14 protein-coding genes are annotated in these 17973 nt (G+C 59.4%); all 14 read right to left on the minus strand.

The window, feature by feature from the left end:
- Positions 1-9: 9 nt before the first annotated feature.
- The 14 genes from icmH to tssJ all read right to left on the minus strand — a co-directional run bounded on the left by icmH (position 10) and on the right by tssJ (position 17930).
- Positions 10-1224: a type IVB secretion system protein IcmH/DotU gene (gene icmH / locus ACV22Z_RS12475; protein ID WP_448076607.1), complete on the minus strand. Its 1215-nt coding sequence runs from the start codon at positions 1222-1224 to the stop codon at positions 10-12.
- A 20-nt stretch (positions 1225-1244) separates the two neighbouring features.
- Complete coding sequence (gene tssM / locus ACV22Z_RS12480; RefSeq protein WP_448076608.1) at positions 1245-5342, minus strand: type VI secretion system membrane subunit TssM; 4098 nt, start codon at positions 5340-5342, stop codon at positions 1245-1247.
- 25 nt (positions 5343-5367) lie between these two features.
- Positions 5368-6687 (minus strand): type VI secretion system protein TssL, long form, encoded by a 1320-nt coding sequence (gene tssL / locus ACV22Z_RS12485; RefSeq protein ID WP_448076609.1) that lies wholly within the window; start codon positions 6685-6687, stop codon positions 5368-5370.
- Between the two features lie 3 nt (positions 6688-6690).
- Positions 6691-6972 carry a PAAR domain-containing protein gene (locus ACV22Z_RS12490; protein WP_448076610.1) on the minus strand — a complete coding sequence of 94 codons (282 nt, stop codon included), beginning with the start codon at positions 6970-6972 and terminating at the stop codon, positions 6691-6693.
- A gap of 14 nt (positions 6973-6986) precedes the next feature.
- On the minus strand, positions 6987-7871 hold the full coding sequence (locus tag ACV22Z_RS12495) for a DUF4123 domain-containing protein (RefSeq protein ID WP_448076611.1): 885 nt from the start codon (positions 7869-7871) through the stop codon (positions 6987-6989).
- A 68-nt stretch (positions 7872-7939) separates the two neighbouring features.
- Positions 7940-10222 carry a T6SS phospholipase effector Tle1-like catalytic domain-containing protein gene (locus ACV22Z_RS12500; protein WP_448076612.1) on the minus strand — a complete coding sequence of 761 codons (2283 nt, stop codon included), beginning with the start codon at positions 10220-10222 and terminating at the stop codon, positions 7940-7942.
- Positions 10177-10764 (minus strand): DUF3304 domain-containing protein, encoded by a 588-nt coding sequence (locus tag ACV22Z_RS12505; protein WP_448076613.1) that lies wholly within the window; start codon positions 10762-10764, stop codon positions 10177-10179. Before ACV22Z_RS12505 ends, ACV22Z_RS12500 begins: the two co-directional genes overlap by 46 nt.
- Positions 10754-10951: a hypothetical protein gene (locus tag ACV22Z_RS12510; protein WP_448076614.1), complete on the minus strand. Its 198-nt coding sequence runs from the start codon at positions 10949-10951 to the stop codon at positions 10754-10756. Before ACV22Z_RS12510 ends, ACV22Z_RS12505 begins: the two co-directional genes overlap by 11 nt.
- Entirely contained in the window at positions 10951-11547 is a 597-nt protein-coding gene (locus ACV22Z_RS12515) for a DUF3304 domain-containing protein (protein ID WP_448076615.1), read from the minus strand. Before ACV22Z_RS12515 ends, ACV22Z_RS12510 begins: the two co-directional genes overlap by 1 nt.
- Positions 11548-11733: 186 nt before the next feature.
- Positions 11734-12186, minus strand: coding sequence for a DUF3304 domain-containing protein (locus tag ACV22Z_RS12520; protein ID WP_448076616.1), 453 nt, complete (start codon positions 12184-12186; stop codon positions 11734-11736).
- Positions 12187-12414: 228 nt separating this feature from the next.
- A complete protein-coding gene (locus tag ACV22Z_RS12525; protein ID WP_448076617.1) occupies positions 12415-13470 on the minus strand; it encodes a hypothetical protein in 1056 nt (351 codons plus the stop codon).
- Positions 13471-13486: 16 nt separating this feature from the next.
- Positions 13487-16009 (minus strand): type VI secretion system Vgr family protein, encoded by a 2523-nt coding sequence (locus tag ACV22Z_RS12530; RefSeq protein WP_448076618.1) that lies wholly within the window; start codon positions 16007-16009, stop codon positions 13487-13489.
- Positions 16010-16048: 39 nt separating this feature from the next.
- Positions 16049-17395: a type VI secretion system baseplate subunit TssK gene (tssK, locus tag ACV22Z_RS12535; RefSeq protein WP_448076619.1), complete on the minus strand. Its 1347-nt coding sequence runs from the start codon at positions 17393-17395 to the stop codon at positions 16049-16051.
- Between the two features lie 31 nt (positions 17396-17426).
- On the minus strand, positions 17427-17930 hold the full coding sequence (gene tssJ, locus ACV22Z_RS12540) for a type VI secretion system lipoprotein TssJ (RefSeq protein ID WP_448076883.1): 504 nt from the start codon (positions 17928-17930) through the stop codon (positions 17427-17429).
- Between the last annotated feature and the right edge of the window lie 43 nt (positions 17931-17973).

Genomic DNA, 17973 nt, shown 5'->3' on the forward strand with positions numbered 1-17973 from the left:
TTTTCTGCGTCAATCCGAGACGATCACTTCGACGCGACGGTTCCTCGCCCTTCCCGACGCCGTACCGTTGTCCGCCAGCGACTCGGCATCCCCGCGCCCTTCCACGCTGATGCGCGGCGCGGGTACGCCAGCGGCAACGAGAATCTGGGAAACATGTCGGGCACGCGCTTCGGAAAGCGCCTGGTTGGAAGCCTGACGCGCTGATTTGACCTGCGCACTGTCCGCGTATCCGGCGACCCGGACGGTCGCGCTATCGGCCATCGCTGCGATTTCCCTTCCGGCCGACGCCACGACGGAAGCGCCCCAAGGTGCCACCGTCTCACCGCCGGGCACAAACATACCGCCAAAGCGAAGCGTCAATGCATTGCGACCGGGATCCCGGATCAGTTCGACATTCCCTGCGGCAACCTCGTCGCGAAGCCGCTGTTCCAGATCACGAGCGAGCAAATCGAATGACATCGCCTGTTGAGCCTCTTTCGAACGGACCCAATGGTCCACCGAGGCATATCCTGCAGCTCCCAGCAGCAATGCAACGGCAAGACCGAAAACGGCTCCGATGCGTGACCGACGTACAGCCACGGGACGTACCCACGGATCGACCGTCTGTCGCGACGATCTCGCAGACTCGCTTACGTGACTCACGCACAGCCCGCCTGTCACAACCACGTCGTGTACGCGCTCGCGAATGACCTTCAAGCGCTTCTGACCTTCACGCTCAAATCGGTAACGCCCGCGAAAACCAAGATCGAGTATGTTTTGATACAACTCGATCAAATCGAGGTTCTCGCGCGGGCTGCGCATCGCCTCGTCGATCAGCTGAAAAACGCGGTCGCCGCCCTGACGATCGTGCCCCATCGCGGCTGCCAAGCCATCGATTTGCCATTCGACACCGGTTGCCTCGCCTTTTCCCCAACTCGTCTGCATGGCAGCCTCGTCGAGCGCGGAGCACAGGCAATAGCTTGCGCTCCGGACGTGTTCCGATCGAAGGTGGAGTTCGCTACAGATCCGAGTAAAGAGCCGGATTTCATGCTCAAGCCACCGCCGTCGCCGTGCAACTGAATCGGCGTCGAGAATTTCGGGCCTATCTGCCAACGCGCGCAGCAGGACACGCGACGCTTCGAGAAGCGGGTTGATCGACTGCTCTGCCGCCTTGAGCCGTGCACCGACGGGCGGAGACGCCAAGGCCTCGGCATGGTTCTGCGGATCGGCTGTTAAGAAACTCATCTTGATCGGCCCCTCTCGATTCAGCGGGAAACGCTTCCCGCGCTTATCGGCAACGTGCCCTGCGGCAATCCCGGTGGGGGGCCGCTATCCGGCAAATTGAACATCGACATCGAAGTCGGACACCGGAACGTCTTCAGCACGTCGCTCGTCAACGGATTCGCTACACTGCCAGCGCTCGCGATGTCGAGCGCCGCTTCACGACCGTCAAAACTGAACGCGACTCGCGTGTGGCCGGGTGTGGCACTCCCGACCACGCGGCCTTTCTGAAGCAGTCGCATCAGTGCCCACGGGCCGTCGGTTGAAATCGTCGACGTGTCCGGCCGGATGCGCGGGCTCGCCGTAATCTCCGCGTGAACGCCGCCGCGCGGCCCCGGCCATGTGACCGTGAAGGGCGCAACCGGACCATGCTGATAGAGCGTCGTCTGTCCGTCGATGTCGAGCGAGAGACCCATGATCGTCGGGGCAAGTTCGGGAATCCTGATGTCGGCCTTCCACGTCATCTGCTTGTGACCTGGATCGTTGAAGAAAATGTCGCGGATCGCCTTCGCATGCTCGAATGGCACAAGATCCGGACCCTGCACGGGCTCCGTTGCACCCGGCAGCGTCCGATAACGCCACGGCTTCGCGGACGTATCGACAAACGGCGCCAGTGTTTTCACGAAGAAATCGTCAATCACGCCCCCTTGCGCAAATACGCGCGTGAAGTCGTCAATGCCGACGTCGCGCTTGCTGTCGGGCGAGAACGGATAGTTCCCCTCTATCGTCAGCCGACAGACGTCGCCGACCACTGCCTGCATCTGACGCGACAGCAGTTGGCCAATCCCCTGATTGACCTCGCGCGATCCATCGGCAGCAAGCTTGAGCAATATCGCGCGGAACGGCGCAGGCATCGTGTCGGCCGTCATCTTGAGCTTCGCAGCCGAGTCGCTCGCCGGCGGCATGCTGTTGTTCGACAGCGCATTGTCGGCAACAGTGAGCGCCGTGTAATAGTCGTTCAGCAGGGTGGTGACGCCGTCCAATCCTGTATTGCCCGCTTGGGCGCCAGCCGATTGCACATCAATCTGCGCATCAGCGTTCCCTGTAACCACCTCGCGCAACGCTGCGAAGCGATTGTCGACAAGTTCCCGCTCGACGCGCTCCGACGCCCGAATGCCCAGCGCCTTGTCGGTTTTTTGATTGAGCTGGTCGGCAGCCTTCTGCAGAAGTGAACCATTCGACGCAGCCGACGGCTGCGTAAGCGTCGTCTCGTGCACGGCCGCACGGGCAAGACGCGCGAGCGGCGAGTCGGGTGCCGCAAAGCTGCGCAGCACCTGCAGATTGAATGCAAGGCTCGTGCCGCTCACAGTCCGAATGTCGTCAAGAAACGCTTCCCACTGCTGCGCGTATTCCATCAGGTATTCGCGACGAACCGCGTCGGTCAACGCATCCTCCGTGCCGGAAGCGTTGCTCACAATCTCAGCCGTTTTTTTTTGAGCCTCGCCCAAGTACGAGCGTCCCATCACCCACGCGTCGTCGTCGCGCGCAATCTGGACGAATTCAGGTAGCCGTTTGTCGAACAGATTCCGATAACCGTCGAACGTGAAGAGCCCCGACACGCCGCGCGAGAGCGGCGCATCGCTCGCGCGTGTGAACACCGTGCCGGCCTGCGGGCCGACCGCGCGCAGCAGCGTAAACTCGTCGGGCGCTTCCTTGAGCATCGCCGCCTTCGCGCGCTGGTAAAGGCGGTCGGTAGCGTTGCTGCCGTCGAGAAACGCGCGCGCCTGCTGCACCAGTGCGTCGTTGCGCATCAGCGGCGACTGCACGACGCGTTCGCCGGAGAAGAGCTGCTGAACGTGGTCGATCATCGACGCCCTGCCGCCGAAAATTGCGGCGCTGTCGTTCTTTGCCCAATCGTCGAGCACCCATGCCTTAACGTCGTCGGCGTTGAATTTCGCCTTGTCGTACAGCATCAGGTACACGTGCAGCGCATCGTAGGCGGCCTTCGGATCCTTGTTCGCGATCGCGCCAGACATGACGTCTTCCAGGCGACGCACAATCTGCGGCAACAGCAGGTTGTCCTCGAGCGCGTCGTAGGCATGGCGGCTTTCGGTTGCAATGTCCGTCGGCGTATATAGACCGTAGCGCCACGTGCTATCCGGATCCGATAGATCGAGACCCGGGAAGGTCGGCAGATAGCGCGCTTCGGTCAGCGTGTCCGGCACGGCGTCCGGCTTGGGCGCCTTATACAGCTGGGTGACGCGAGCCGTGAGCGCCTGCACCTTGCGACTGATCGCGTCGAGATAGTCGCTGTTGTTGCCGAAGCTCACACGCAGCCCCATCGCCAGCCACACGAACAACAGCAGGGCCAATGTGTGACCGATAAGGCGCAAAAGCCGGTAGCGGTATTCCCAGCGCAGGTTGGGGCTCACCAGATGCGCTTCCGGGAACACGACACGGGTCAGGAGATCGTGCAGGAAGAAACCCTGGTTGCCTTCGACACGCACCGGTGGAACAGAAGCGTGGTCCTGGGTCGACAGAAGGCGTTGAACGACCGTATGGCGCTCCGCAACGACCTCGCTGCCCCGTTGCCGGGCGCTCGTGAAATACACGCCGCGCAACGTCGAATGGAGTTGGGTATCGTCATAGCGCGAATCGAGAAATACCCGGTCGATCAGATCGAGCAACGGTGCGACGAGTGCAGAAAACTCCTCCGGCAGCGCCGCAAGCTTGCGCCGCTTGCGCAACTCGTACTCATCTTGAAGATGCGTATCGATCGAGCCTGTCAGCCGTTTCGCCAGTTGGGTGAGTTCGTGGTGGCAACGCGCGCGCAGCCCTTCCTTTGCGACCGTTTCCTTGCCGTATGGCAACGTGAAGCCCCATGCCTGCGCCCGCCCCTCTGACGTGAGCGCCCCGAAATACTCGGCAAAGCCCGCCAGGCCGTCCATCTTCGTGACCATCACGTAAACGGGGAAACGGATGCCCAGTTCCTGCCTCAGCTCGGCCAGCCGCGCTCGCAATGCGGCGGCCTCGGCGACGCGTGCCTGTTCATCGGCACCCGCCAGCGTGACAAGATCGACCGTCAGCAACGCGCCGTTGATCGGTGCTCGGGGCCTGTTTCGGCGCAGCATGCCAAGAAATCCGAGCCATTCCGCGCAATCGATCTCTTGCCGGAGGTTGCGCGCATCCGGACGAATCGGAACAGAATCGGCACTCGATTTCGATGCGGTAGCCGCCTTCGATTGCCCCGGCGCGTCCCGCTGCCCATCGTCTTCGGCGCGTTCCGCATCTGACTGGGTATCGGCGTCCCCTCTATCCGGGACGCTGGCTGCGGGTTTGCCCGGGTCCGCGACCTTCGCGTCGGCATCCCCAGCTGTCGAGATGCCATGACGCGTGTAGTAGCCGGTTGTGTCGATCAGCACCGCGTCATTGGTCAGCCACCAGTCCACCGCGGCGGCGTCACCGCCAGACGTCCCGGCAGCACGCTGCATCTGCTCGGCAACGGGGAATGTCAATCCGCCGTTCATCAGCACGCTGGTCTTGCCGGACCCTTGCGAGCCGAGCGTGATGTACCAAGGCAGTTCGTACAGGTAGCGCTTGCCCTGGAACAGCTTGCCGGGACCGCGCGCGCCGGTACGCATCGATTTCAGGCGTGCGAGCGCGCTCTTCACGCCCCCTTCGACTTTCCGGAGACGGGCAGTGGTAGGCGAATCCTCTTCCCTGCGATTCAAGCGCAGCATCGTCTTCAGGAACGCGTCGTCTTCGCGCATTTTCTGCCACAACCGGAACATCCCGAAGATGACGAGAACGGCCACCACCAGCGCGATGGCGGTCAAACGAGCCGATGATGGCTCGAACGGCGCGGTATGACCAAACGAAAGCAATGGTCCTGCATACCAGATCAGCAAGCAAAGCAATGCGGCGAACACAACGCTCGTCGACCAGCCGACGAGCCAGAGCAGCACCCCGGCGAGCAGCAATGCGATCAGCAGCACGCGCATGCCGGCCCCCGCGAGCGGCTTCAGTCCGCCGAACGCGAAAAACGGACCGACGAACCAGATCACCAGTGCGACGACGATCAGCGCGAGGAATGCGAGAAACTGGCGCGAGGCCAGAAACGACAGGAACTTGAACTTCTTCATGTGTTATTCCGGAAACGGATCTGGCTTATCGTGCGACGACGATCTCGGCGCGCCTGTTTTGCGCGCGCCCCTGTGCGGTGCGGTTATCGCCGACAGGATCCGCATCGCCCTTGCCGACGGCTTCGAGACGATTCGCCGGAACGCCTGCCGCCTGCAGCTTCTGCATCACCTGGGTGGCTCGCTCTTCCGACAGCGCCTGATTCGACGCGAAATGACGGCTGCGGATCGGCACGTTATCGGTATAACCAAGCACTGTTACGTTGCCCGGCACCTTGGAGATCTCGCTCGCAATCTTCGAAATCAGCGGATTCATCGACGCCTGAACCGAAGCGCCGCCGGGCTGGAACATCGCATCGCCGCGGAACGTAACGGCGCTGTGGCGAGCATCCTCGTTCACGCTGACCGTGCCGGCCGCAATCTCGTCCTTCAGCAATTGCTTCAGATGCAATTTCGGCTCAGCGGGCGGCGGTGTCATGCGTGCGATGTCGGCAATCTGCTTCTGCACATTGGCGCTGCGGTTCGACAGGTCGTACTTGAACCAGCCGAATAGACCGAGCAGGATCAGCGACAGGACAGTCGCGGTGATCCATACCGGAAAATCGTAGAACGACCGGTGCTTCCCTTTGACGTCCGACTGCCGGTGCGGAGACAGCGTCATCGGCACGGATTCGCGTTGCGACGTAATGACGTTGTAGAGCCGCTGGCGAATCGCGTCGTGCTTGCGCTTGCCGTTCGTTTCATCCCGGTAGCGCCCTTCGAAACCGAGACTGATAACCCGGTAGATGACCTGGAGCAGATCGTGATGTTCACGCGGATCGTCAAGCAAGCGGCCGATCAGCAAGTAGATCTTGTCGCCGCCGTGGAGATCCTCATGGAAAATTGTCGCAAGTCCATTGGTGCTCCATTCGATGCCATTGTTGTCGCCCTTACCCCACGCAGTCTGCATCGCGGCCTCGTCGAGTGCGGTACAGAGGCAGTAACGGGCGCCGATCATGTGGTCGCGACGGATATTGGCCTGCTCGCATAGTTTCTGAAAAATCCGCACCTCCTGTTCGAGGAGCTTGCGCAACGCAGCGATAGCGTCTTTCGACGCGAGCTTTTCCGGCATGTCGGCCTGTGCGCGCAACAACACGCGCGACGCTTCGAGCAAAGGGTTTCGCGCCGCATTCACGGCTGTCAGTCGCTGCGGAAATGGCTCCGGTAGCGGCAGCTCCCGCCGCGACTCCGATCCGCCTGCCGCAGTCTCAACTGCCCCCCTGATCGTGTTTGACGACGCGGATTCCACTGCGTCGTCGGCTGCCTTGTCCAACACGTCGGATTCCAGGTGCCCGCTCACTCTTGCCATCCCTCAATCTCCAATGCTTGCGGTGCCGCTACCGATCAGCGTGCAGCCGCATTCGGTGCGATGCCCATGCAGCGCAACGCGCTCGCCGCCGATCGTGAAAGTCGGGTGTGCTTCCACGATCTTGTTGATGCCATGCGGGCGTCCGTCGGGATACTTTTGTGGACAATCGACCAGATCGAACAAACGCGCGATTCCCTTGTCGCCGATCATGTGGGTATTGGATCCGGTGATGACGCGGCCTCCGTGCGAAGTACCGTCGCCTATGACAATGATTTTCAATGCCATATCGTTCTTTTCTCTCAGAAGTAAGCGCCGTTGGAAGATTCGGACTGGGCACTGCGCTTGCGGGCAATCTCGGTCCAAACGTAGGACGGCACGGCGTCAATCACCGGACCGAGGCTCATGCCCGATCTTCTGCGCGCTTCCAGCGCCTCCGAAATCGCGGGGTGGCAGTCGAATGCCATGCCGTGCAGACAGGACTGCTGGCAGAAGCTCAATCGATCGGACGGTTCGGTCAGCCCCCAATGCAATGCGCGCTCGTAACGCGGCATGAAAGCGGCCAACCGGTCCAGATACGGGTGCGCACCGTCGATCAACCCTGTCTCGACCAGCACGGCCAGCAATTCGTCCGGTTCGGTGTGCGCGGTCAAGGCGTCGACATCCTTCTGCTCAAGCTCGATCAGGATCGACCGGCACACCTTGGCGCCTTGCAATGTATCGTTCTCCACACATTGCCAATTCGAATGACGGCCGCGATACATCCACCGATCGATCGGGCCCATGAAGATGTCCAGAATCTGATCGCCCCATACGCGGAACACCGCGCCGGTATTGCGTGGATCGAAGAACCGAACCATTGCCTGCACGCCGTCGCCGATGTCCGCGAACAGGAAAGCGCGAAGGTGCGCGGCCAGTTGATCGATCGCGACGCGCCCCCAGACAAGCGACAGACAAGGTGAGTGACGATCGATGCGATCCAGCTCCGTCACCCAGGCGGCATCCGGGTCCGGCACGGGCGCGAGGAAGAGCGACGCCAAACCGGACTCCGCTTCGGGCAGCCCTTCGTAGACGTTTTTGAATTCAACGCCGGCTTGCTCTCGCAGCGCTTGCAGCGGTTCGGGGGCCGCTGCGCCATCGATCAGCGCAAACAGGCGGGCGCGCCCTTGGTTGAAATTTGATTCCATGTCTCTTGCCAAAATCATTGCGTTGGATAGCCATGCCCCGTCCGCGCGAGGCGGCGTCGAAGCCCGCGTCAAGCCACGGCAGTCTCGACCGAATCGAACATGTGAAACGCGACGGCAAGCGGATCTTTCCCCAGCCATGGCAAGCGCTTTTTGCCGACGAACACCACGCGCGGCCAGCCATACCCCCCGGGCGCGTACTCGTGGAAATACGGCACGCGAAACCAGCAACGACTGTCGTGCACGTAGTTGTCGTACAGATTCGCTGCCGCTTCGGGCAGCGTTTTGAATGCGTGCTCAGACGTGTGTTGCTGCAGAAACGAAACGACCTCCGCGACCGGCTTCGGCAACACGTCGTCGGCAGCGTTGTATTTTTGTTTGAGCGACGTACGCGCCGCGTGAAATTTGATCACGCCGACGTCCACGAGCGACATGCGATGCGAATCGGAACCCGGTTGCGTATGTGGCACCGAGAGCGTCTTCGCACGATTGATGGCTGCAAGATGCTCCGGCGGCTGCACAGCCGCATCAAGCTCATCGACGGACAATTTCACGCGCTGGTCTGGGTGAAGATGCGCCAACAACAGACGCATTTCCTCCGCCCCCTGACGCAAATCGGTTTGGTCGTTGGTCGTGATGTCGCCCGCCCCTTCCCCTGGGCGGCCGGACTCGGGCCGCTGCGACGGCGCGGTGTCGTGGTAGGCGACTTCCGCACATAGCTCTTCGGTTCGGGTTCGAATCGCTTCGTCTGCGGCATCGACTTCTGCCTGTGCCGCATCGACCGCGGGAACGTTTTCCGGGTACGGTTTGCTCGCCCTCGCCTGTGACAGTGCCACGAGTGCTTCGCGCCTCCGGGCATTCAGTTCCCGTAGGCGGGGATCGTCCGGTTTCGCCTTCTCAAGTGCCTGAGTTACCTTGCGAGGCGTCAGTCCATCCTCCCTCGCCCATTTGAAAAAATTCTGGTTCGTGACATAGGTGGCGTCCGAAACCTGTGCGCGCAATGCGCGCCAGCTCAACATCTGCGCCATGCCGAAGTGCATCGCATCTTCCAGCCGGGTGACGGGGTTCGTCGTCTGGCGCCAGGCGTTGAAGGCGGTGATGGTGTCGGCGTGTAATTCGAAATCTGGTTTCAAATATTCATTTTCCAAAATCGCATCTGCTTTCATCAACGGAACGCCGTACCGAAGTGCAGCGATGTACATGTCGTGCAAAGCAATCTGGCTGAGCTTTCGCTCATCCATGCCTTTCCCATTCGAATCACAGCCTTTGCCCTGCTCGCCCGGCCCGTAACCGCCGCCCACGTCCGAATGCACACCGGGATAGGCGATCTCGCGCCGCACTTCTCCGCCGGCATAACTGCTTCCCTGACGGATCGAGTCGAGCGGAAAGCTCATGCGTTGCTCATGGATCGAGAACGCGTGCACGCAGTTGCGAACGGAGTCGGGAATCGCGAGTCCGCCGTTGCTCGCAAAATGCGCGTGCCCGTCGAGGACATCCAGATTCAGCGCGGTACGAAACGAGTCCGGCAAACCAACGGATGCAACCGTATCGAACAGCCCCATGAAGTTGACCTGATACGGCAGTGGGCGATTGTTCGCCTTCTCTCCCTGCAGGCGATCATCGGTATTTTCCGCCAACTTGCCATTCGGCGCCCATTCGTTGATCAGCTTGTTCACGAACGCACGGGCAGCAGCCGCTCCCCGAGAAAATCCGATCACGTTGATCCATATTTTTTTTATCGTATTTTCGTTCGCGGCCTTGGTATGCGCGACCTGCAACCGATTCACGTGATGCGTGAAACATTGCTTGAAAGTTTGCTCGTCACAAAACGCTCCATCATTGCTGAGCCTTTTTGCGTCTTTGTCGTCGATCAATTCCCATAGAGAATCTTTCCGAATCGCGTCATGAACCGCGTTGAGTACCCGCGTGTATGCCCAGACACACCGCTGATTGAACCCTTTCGCGAGTGCTTTGCCGTCTTGGGAATAGGTTTCCTCACCGATCTTTTTAAATGGCGTGCCGACTCCAGGAATGTAGTATTTGTATATGCCGTCTTCCGGTTTATGCCGTGCCGCGTTGTGTAAGCGCGCCACGTTCGTATGATGATCGGTCTTCGAGTCCCGCCACTTTGGATTGTCCTCGTCGTCATTGTTGTTCGTACCGTCAAAAAACAGCGAGACGTGGACGGTCTGCTGACAAGACATTTGTGGATCTGCCACGCTGCAGTACCCGATCGCCCACGCGTCACCTGCCTCTTTGGACAGCAAGCGCCCGCCTTCCGGCATCCGCTCCGGCCATTTCACGTTCATCACTTCAACCCCCGCACTTTCCCGTTCGGATACTTGTAATTCCATTCGTCGTCGGGCGCGCCTTGCGCTATGTAAGGATCGTCGGCGGCAGGAGGTCCGGCATCACGAGCAAGATCACGCGCATTGGGGTTCCCGACTACGATCTTCACCCGATCGTCGGGCAGGAAAATTGCCCAGACCCCGGCGGTCCGCGTCGTATACGGCTCTATCCGAACGTTCTCGGCCTTGTACCAACCCGACATCTCGCTGTTCTTCTTATTAACCAGCCACCGCACCGTGACCCTCAGGTCCGGCTGCCATTCGCTCGGGTAGCTCGTGCAGCATTGCCGCCCTGCCTGACCAGGCCTTCCGTTCTCGTCCATCGGCATCATGTTCCCGCCGCCGCCACCGACCCGCGATCCTTTCGGTCCTGAAATCGAAAACGCGTGGATGTACCACGGGGTATAGTTGAGCGAGCTCGAATCCCCACTGTTCAGTTCGACTCGCGTGGGTATCTTCGTTGCTGGCGCATTCGCACGAAGACCAGCACATCCGGCAAGCAGCCCCACCAATACACCAATCAGAATCGCAAATCGATCAATACGCATTTTCAAACTCCATATCCTTGTTATCATTATTGGTCGTGCTATCGAAAAACAGCGAGATGTGAAGGGTCTGCTGACACGACATCCTCAGGTCAGCCACACTGCAATAACCCGTCGACCACGCCGCATCCGCTTCTTTCGACGACAGACGCCCACCTTCCGGCATATGCTCCGGCCATTTCACGTTCATCACTTCAGCCCCCGCACTTTGCCGTTCGGATACTCGTAATTCCATTCTTTGTCCGGTTTGCCTTGGACAACATCGGGATCGTCATCGGTTGGCCGCACGCCCACGGAGTTATGACCATTCGCATTGCCATCAGCCACCATGATCTTGACTCGATCTCCCGGCAGGAAGATTGCCCATACACCGAAGGTTCGATTTCCGTCGTACTGGGGAATTCGAACGTTCTCGGCCTTGTACCAACCCGACATTCTGCTGTTCTTCTTATCCACCAACCACCGCACCGTGACCCTCAGATCCGGCTGCCATTCGCGCGGATAATTCGTACAGCAGCTCTCCTTCCCGCCCCCAGATGGACGTCCGTCCTCACCCACTGGCATGACATTCGGTCCACCGCCTCCGATGCCTGAACCCTTTGGTCCGGATATCGAAAACGTGTGGATGTACCACCGTGTGTAATTCAGCGTCTTCGTGCCGCCGCTACTCAATTCCACACGCTTCGGTATCTCCACTGCGGACCGCACATCTGTGTGCAAACCGCCGCAGCCCGCAAGCAACACCGTCAATACACCAATCAGGATCACCAATCGATCAATACGCATTTCCCAATTCTCCGTCCTGGTTATCGTTATTGTTCGTGCCATCGAAGAACAACGAAATGTGCAAGGTCTTCTGACACGACATCCTTGGGTCAGCCACACTGCAATAGCCTGTCGACCACGCAGCATCCGCTTCTTTCGACGACAGACGCCCACCTTCCGGCATATGCTCCGGCCATTTCACGCTCATCACTTCATCCCCCGCACTTTGCCGTTCGGATACTTGTAATTCCATTCGTCGTCGGGCGCGCCTTGCGCTATGTAAGGATCGTCGGCGGCAGGAGGTCCGGCATCACGAGCAAGATCACGCGCATTGGGGTTCCCGACTACGATCTTCACCCGATCGTCGGGCAGGAAAATTGCCCAGACCCCGGCGGTCCGCGTCGTATACGGCTCTATCCGAACGTTCTCGGCCTTGTACCAACCCGACATCTCGCTGTTCTTCTTATTAACCAGCCACCGCACCGTGACCCTCAGGTCCGGCTGCCATTCGCTCGGGTAGCTCGTGCAGCATTGCCGCCCTGCCTGACCAGGCCTTCCGTTCTCGTCCATCGGCATCATGTTCCCGCCGCCTCCCCCAACACCTGAACCCTTCGGCCCAGAAATCGAAAACGAATGGATGTACAACGAGGTGTAGTTCATTGAGTGAGAATCACCGCTACTCAATTCCACGCGCTTCGGTATTTCGATCGCGGGCGGCACATCTGTATGCAACCCGCTGCACAGTAAGCAACACCGCCAATACCGCAACGAGTCCAGTCAGTCGATTCACGCTTATTCCCAACATTGCCCGTTATAGCCTGCCCTATCCAAGGTCACCAAGGCATAAAAATCTCATCTATCGCAATCCAAACACGACACTCAAGACAATTAACCACCCAAGCTACGATTGCACTCCCTCAAAAAATCTCTAGACTTCGCACCATACGAATTCAAGATTGACTTTAAATCCGGCCTATTCGGATAGCACGCAATACTAAATTTAAGAATTTCATCTCGCATATCGTCAGACATCCGACCAATCTGAGAGGAAACAATACGCCACGAGCCTCGGGAAATTGCTTCATCGACCCATCCAATTTCGCCCGACCTCCCACGGCTTAACGTACGCGGCACACGCCATCCCGGCCAACTGCAAAAATCAACTCCTTTGCATCTGCCCCATAATTCTCCGTACAACCGCGCATCGTCCGTGCCAATCGCGGCCTGCAAGCCAATCAATACTGGATCAACGTCATTCGGATCTGCGCGGTGCGCAATGAGCGATTCGCGAATTCCAGCTTGGCAGTGCGCTGCCGCGGCTATAGACAGCAGGGAGAGTGATACACTTTCCCCCGATGAATTAAAAGGGTTCTTCACGGTGTAACTTCCACGTGGCTCGGCGCCATTAGCAAGAAGAACATCCACCATTTCCTGCCTACAGTAGGTGACACCATTGGCAAGCGCGATACCATCTGCTTGAGCTCCGCTCGATATCAATGCCACAACCAGTTCCTTCGATCCCCCCCACCCGAAACCGCCAGCAGTGTGCAACAATCGTTGCCTAAATTCAGGCGGAGCTATGGACAATTGATAGGCAAGTACCTTCCATGCACCTTCGGCAATACTGGTATGCATCTGCAACGAATCAACTCCACCCACACCATAATCTTTATATTCCCTATTAGCATCACATGCTTCTCCGCATGCCTTCCATGCCTTCGCGAACTCAACGGCGTCGTCAGCCTTAATAGCCTCATAAACTCGATGCCGTCTTTCACTCGCACGTCGCTGATGCGCCTCTTCAATCTTCCAGGAAACGAGCATAGGAATTGGAATGGGAACGTAAGTTCCTAAGTAAGGAGAATAAATAGGCGCACAAGACGCACAAAATCCCACCATGATGAATACGATTATCACGCGAGCAACTCTTGCTGTTAATGACATTTCCACTCCTACTACGTCAGCGAAGCACAAGAGCGGTACCACCTCTCGCAGCCTTCATCAAACACTCGATACAAATCTTCTTCGGCGAAAGATCGACCGATTGATCCAGCGGTCCAGGCAACTGATGCAGCGACGCGTGTGCCAGAAACTTGCCAGTCGTACCGTGTACGATTCCAGTGGAATCCATATTCGTGAAGCTGCCGTTGACTTCGAAGCGAATTTTCTGCTTGCCGCGCAGCACGATTTCGTCGGCTTCAAGCAAAATCTGTTTCTGTGCGCGAGCAACGATGGATTTCGTCAACGCGTGCAGCACAATGTCTCCTGCGGCCGAAACGAACTTGATCATCCCTTGCTGCGCGATCATGCGAATCGTGTCGCGCACGCTCGCAAAGAGACTACGTCCACTCGCGACGCCGACATGCCCTTCGCTCGTTACCGCGACCTGACGGGCTGCGATATGTGCCGTCCTCGGGGTGACCATCTCGACGCCGGCTTCACCCGCTATCACGAGATGCGGTTCAGCCAATTCCGGAAATGGATTGTTCTCGCCTGTCCGACCTCGAATCTGTTCGTTCTGTGCTGCGATCGTTTCCGCGAGATCGGACTGATGCCCGTCGGCGTCTTGCGCATCCGTCTCCTGCGCCACACGACTCAATGCATCATGCAAACGCTGCGCGCTGTCGAGCTTCTCCAGCGTGTCAGACATGCTCTTGACATGTCCCTGCGAGCCAGATCGCGATTGCGTCGTAATCAGCATCCCCAACGCAGAGCGGATCACCCCCCATAAACCGGTCGCAAGCTCAAAGCCCCGACCACGCTCGTCCTGCCGACCGGAGTTGCCCGCAATGCGCGTGATGTACCCCAGGTTCAACTGCGAACTGCCTTCGTCACTCGACAGGTGCACCTGGATTTTCCCGTTGGTATCGTCGAAAGCCAGCGTGTTCGCCCGCCGCGCCTCGACTTCTCGAGTGCGGAAACCAGCCAGCGCACGGTTCTTCGGCAATTCGAATGGGGGCATGTTGAACCCGTTGGTCGCACTGCCAACCACGATCGGCAAATCCGGGTCGCCATTGACGAACGCGACTTCGACTTCGTGCCCACGACGCGGCAGGAAGATCCCGCCAAACTGGTCCCCATGCCATGCACCCGCGACGCGCACCCAGCAACTCGAACGCTCGTCGTTATTGCCGAGACGATCCCACAGGAACTGAAGCTTCACGCGGCCAAGCGCATCGGTCCAGATTTCCTGATTCTCGGGGCAAGTCACTACGGCATATTCGACACCGGTAATACTCGGCTTCGCGATGGTACGCAGCAGCCTGAACGGCTCGTTCGCGGGTTGCAGCGTGAAATCGGCTTCGCAGTGGTAGTGCTGCCCGGAGCCCGACGCTTCGCCCACGTCCTCGATCGTCAACCTGCACGCGATGACCGCGTATTCCCGATTGGCCTCAACCTGCGGGTAATTCGACAGCGTGAACGTCTGCCCGGTCACGACGCCGCGCAGATTCCCCTTGCCGGATGCCCTGAGTCCCTGGCATCGATATGCTTGCATCTGTACGAGCGTGAGGTATTCGGCCTCAGTCCGCGGTTCGTTGTGATTTCCGGTCAGGCCGGTCGCGCCCGCCTGCGGCTGCGCATAATCACCCCACGTGTAATGCTCCTGATGGGCGAGCCCCGTGTCGTGCGGATCTTCACGCTTGACCTTCAGATCAGCACGCGGCCAGGTGTAGTCGTAGTCGACGCTGGTCACCGCGCCCGTCGTAAGCGCGTGCGAAACCGAAAGATCGTGAATATGCTCTTCGTCGATACGCCGACCGGTCGGCGTCTGATAGCGAATCGTCGCATAAGCATCGCCAAGCGGCTTGAGCGCAGCCAGCGAATCTGTCAGCACAAGCCGATGCTTGCCGTCACTGTGCTCAAAGAAATAGAAGATGCCCCATTCTTCCCATAGCCGCTGCAGGAACGTCCAGTCGCTTTCGGCATGCTGGCGCTGAATGTCCCGCTTCGGCCACGCCTTGTTCGGACGTGGCGTGGTCAGGCGCTTGTCTACCGGAAACGGGTAGGCCGAGAGCACGGCATCGGTGATCTCGATTACCGACATGTCCTGGAAAATGCGGCGGTCGCAATTCATGGTTGCGGACCAGAGCCACGGTCGCAGCGTGAGCACGTAGACGATCGAGCGACCGTCTTCCCGAAGCAACCGCGCATTGCTCACGATACCGGTAATCTCTCGCGTGCCGGCACCGATGTTGGCCATACCCGCATCGCCTGGCAAACCCCGGATGAATCGGCCTTTCCCCTCGAACTGGATCAAAACGGTCACTTCCGTGCCGATCAGCTTTTTGAGATCGATATTCGCCGCGATGCTTTGCGAGAATGCGAGTTCGTCGGGCGTCTTCAGCTCGAGTGTGTATTCGAACAACTCGCCGATGGTCTCGACGCCGCTCAGCTTCACTGGCGTGAGGATCGACCGGCCGCCGTGCATCGGCAGTGCCGCTCCGGAAACCGACAGGGTTCGTGGTGCATCAAACAGGGCCATTTGCATCGTCTCCAATCATGATTTGCATCCCGGTCGCATTCAGGAACGCACACCCCAAAGTTCAAGCCTGAGCGACGGGAACTCGCCCGCGACGTGCAACGCGAGCCCACCATGACGCACGACTTCCTCCCAGAGCGGCCCGCCCTGGGTAAGCTCGTAGTAGATATAACCAGCATTGAACGGAATCTGCCGCGGCGGCACCGGCAGCATCTGCAGCGCAATCCCCGGCAGGTGACTGCGCACGAGGCTCGGCAGCTTGTCCGACGGTCCGACCTTGGCTTGCGCGAGGAACTGCTGCTGTAGCACGTCCTGCGGCATCGCCGCATGCACGGCCAGCACCACCGCAGTGAAGCCTTGCATGTCGACCGGATCGACCACCGCATTGCGCATGCCGTGTCCGCGATCCTCGATGGCGATGCTTTGCGCACTGCGCACCAGCACGGCATTGAGCAGCCGGTGCGCGTCGTCGACAATCGGCTTCAGGCAAAGATGCGGCGTCGTATGCTGATAAGGCGGATGAGTATCGAGCGGCCGGCGCGTGCCGGTACGCAGATGCGTCGACAGCTCGCCCGCCATGGCGATCATCAGGCTGTACACGTCCGCGGGCGACGTGTTCGGCACGCGCAGCATGTGTTGCAGCAGGGGTTCGTACCGATTCAGAATCTGGAGCAACAGATAGTCAGTGACAGTCGCTGCACTCGCGGTGGTGTCGTCGGTACCCGCCAGTCGCTGCGCCAATGCATTTGCGCGTAGACGTGCTAGATCGTGAATCTTCGTGACCCAGCTCGTCAGCAGATCGCTCGCACCGTAGCCGGACACGGGCGGCACGAGCGTATCGTCGAGTTCGATGCTGCCGTCGGCGCGAATCGTTTTCACGCGCGTCAGCGCCAACCCGATCCACGCGTCGCCCAGTTCCTTTTCCGGCAGCAGCCTCAAGCGCAGGTTCGACAACTGCACGGCTTCGGGTGCGAGACCGATCGAATTCGTGTCACGCAATTCCGTATCGAACACCAGATACCGCGCGAGCGAATCCGCAGAATTGTCGAATGTCGTCTCTTCGCAATTCGGCAAACGAACCGGCACCGCCAGATAAATGACCTGGTCGAGATGCTCCTGACGGATCGTCAGCGGCGGCGGCAGCGGCGTATTGCCGGGCGCGTCGAACGGAGTGCCATCCGAGTAAACACCCGCGGCCGACTTGACGATCACCTTCCCGAGCGCGAGCGACTCCAGATCGAGTGCATAGTGCGAGAAACCGAAGAAGAATGGCGACAGCGGTGCTGCTCGCATGTGCGCATACTTTTCGAAGTAGCGATCCTGTTGCTGGAACAGTTGCGGACGGAAAAACAGTCCTTCCTGCCAGGCGACCTTGGCATACCAGCTCATACGTGTGTTCCGTTCCGTTGCACGGCGAGAGTCATTTCTTCGTTTCAGTGACCTTGACGGCATTTGCCTCAAGATCGATGTTCAACTTCAGTTTCGGTGCGAAAAAGCGATACCACGCTTTATCCGGCGCGCTCGGTATGTGATAGACCTCGCGCCACACCGATTTCGACAGGTCGCGATAGGCTGCCAGCACGCCAATTGCAGTCGTCTCAGGATCGGCTCGCCTGACGATCGACTTGTGTTCGCCCGGTCGCAACAGAAACTCGTCGCGCTTGACGACGTCGTCCGCCAGAATCGTCTTGTCCTGGTTTTGCAGCGTAAAGAAATCGGCCGTCTCGAAAGCACCGTCGTTCTTCAGCTCGTAAACGCGCACGACGATCGGCGCGGCTCGCCCGCGATCGTCCGGGTTGACATCGGTCTTGGCATTGACAGTCATGACGAGCCGGATCGGCTCCTTCGGCTTCGGCTCGCCGTTCGCACAGGCCGAGATCAACACAACACCGGCGAGCGCGCCGGCAGTCAGAATCAAACGCATGCGGGATTCACCTTGAACGACCGCGAGATGCGCCGCGCGCAGC

It is taken from the genome of Burkholderia sp. PU8-34, from assembly GCF_053427725.1.

What these genes read in the sequence shown, in the direction of transcription:
- icmH (WP_448076607.1), bottom strand. Translation starts at nt 1,224, where the DNA reads ATGAGTTTCTTAACAGCCGATCCGCAGAACCATGCCGAGGCCTTGGCG.
- tssM (WP_448076608.1), bottom strand. Translation starts at nt 5,342, where the DNA reads ATGAAGAAGTTCAAGTTCCTGTCGTTTCTGGCCTCGCGCCAGTTTCTC.
- tssL (WP_448076609.1), bottom strand. Translation starts at nt 6,687, where the DNA reads ATGGCAAGAGTGAGCGGGCACCTGGAATCCGACGTGTTGGACAAGGCA.
- ACV22Z_RS12490 (WP_448076610.1), bottom strand. Translation starts at nt 6,972, where the DNA reads ATGGCATTGAAAATCATTGTCATAGGCGACGGTACTTCGCACGGAGGC.
- ACV22Z_RS12495 (WP_448076611.1), bottom strand. Translation starts at nt 7,871, where the DNA reads ATGGAATCAAATTTCAACCAAGGGCGCGCCCGCCTGTTTGCGCTGATC.
- ACV22Z_RS12500 (WP_448076612.1), bottom strand. Translation starts at nt 10,222, where the DNA reads ATGGAATTACAAGTATCCGAACGGGAAAGTGCGGGGGTTGAAGTGATG.
- ACV22Z_RS12505 (WP_448076613.1), bottom strand. Translation starts at nt 10,764, where the DNA reads ATGCGTATTGATCGATTTGCGATTCTGATTGGTGTATTGGTGGGGCTG.
- ACV22Z_RS12510 (WP_448076614.1), bottom strand. Translation starts at nt 10,951, where the DNA reads ATGAACGTGAAATGGCCGGAGCATATGCCGGAAGGTGGGCGTCTGTCG.
- ACV22Z_RS12515 (WP_448076615.1), bottom strand. Translation starts at nt 11,547, where the DNA reads ATGCGTATTGATCGATTGGTGATCCTGATTGGTGTATTGACGGTGTTG.
- ACV22Z_RS12520 (WP_448076616.1), bottom strand. Translation starts at nt 12,186, where the DNA reads ATGAACTACACCTCGTTGTACATCCATTCGTTTTCGATTTCTGGGCCG.
- ACV22Z_RS12525 (WP_448076617.1), bottom strand. Translation starts at nt 13,470, where the DNA reads ATGTCATTAACAGCAAGAGTTGCTCGCGTGATAATCGTATTCATCATG.
- ACV22Z_RS12530 (WP_448076618.1), bottom strand. Translation starts at nt 16,009, where the DNA reads ATGGCCCTGTTTGATGCACCACGAACCCTGTCGGTTTCCGGAGCGGCA.
- tssK (WP_448076619.1), bottom strand. Translation starts at nt 17,395, where the DNA reads ATGAGCTGGTATGCCAAGGTCGCCTGGCAGGAAGGACTGTTTTTCCGT.
- tssJ (WP_448076883.1), bottom strand. Translation starts at nt 17,930, where the DNA reads ATGCGTTTGATTCTGACTGCCGGCGCGCTCGCCGGTGTTGTGTTGATC.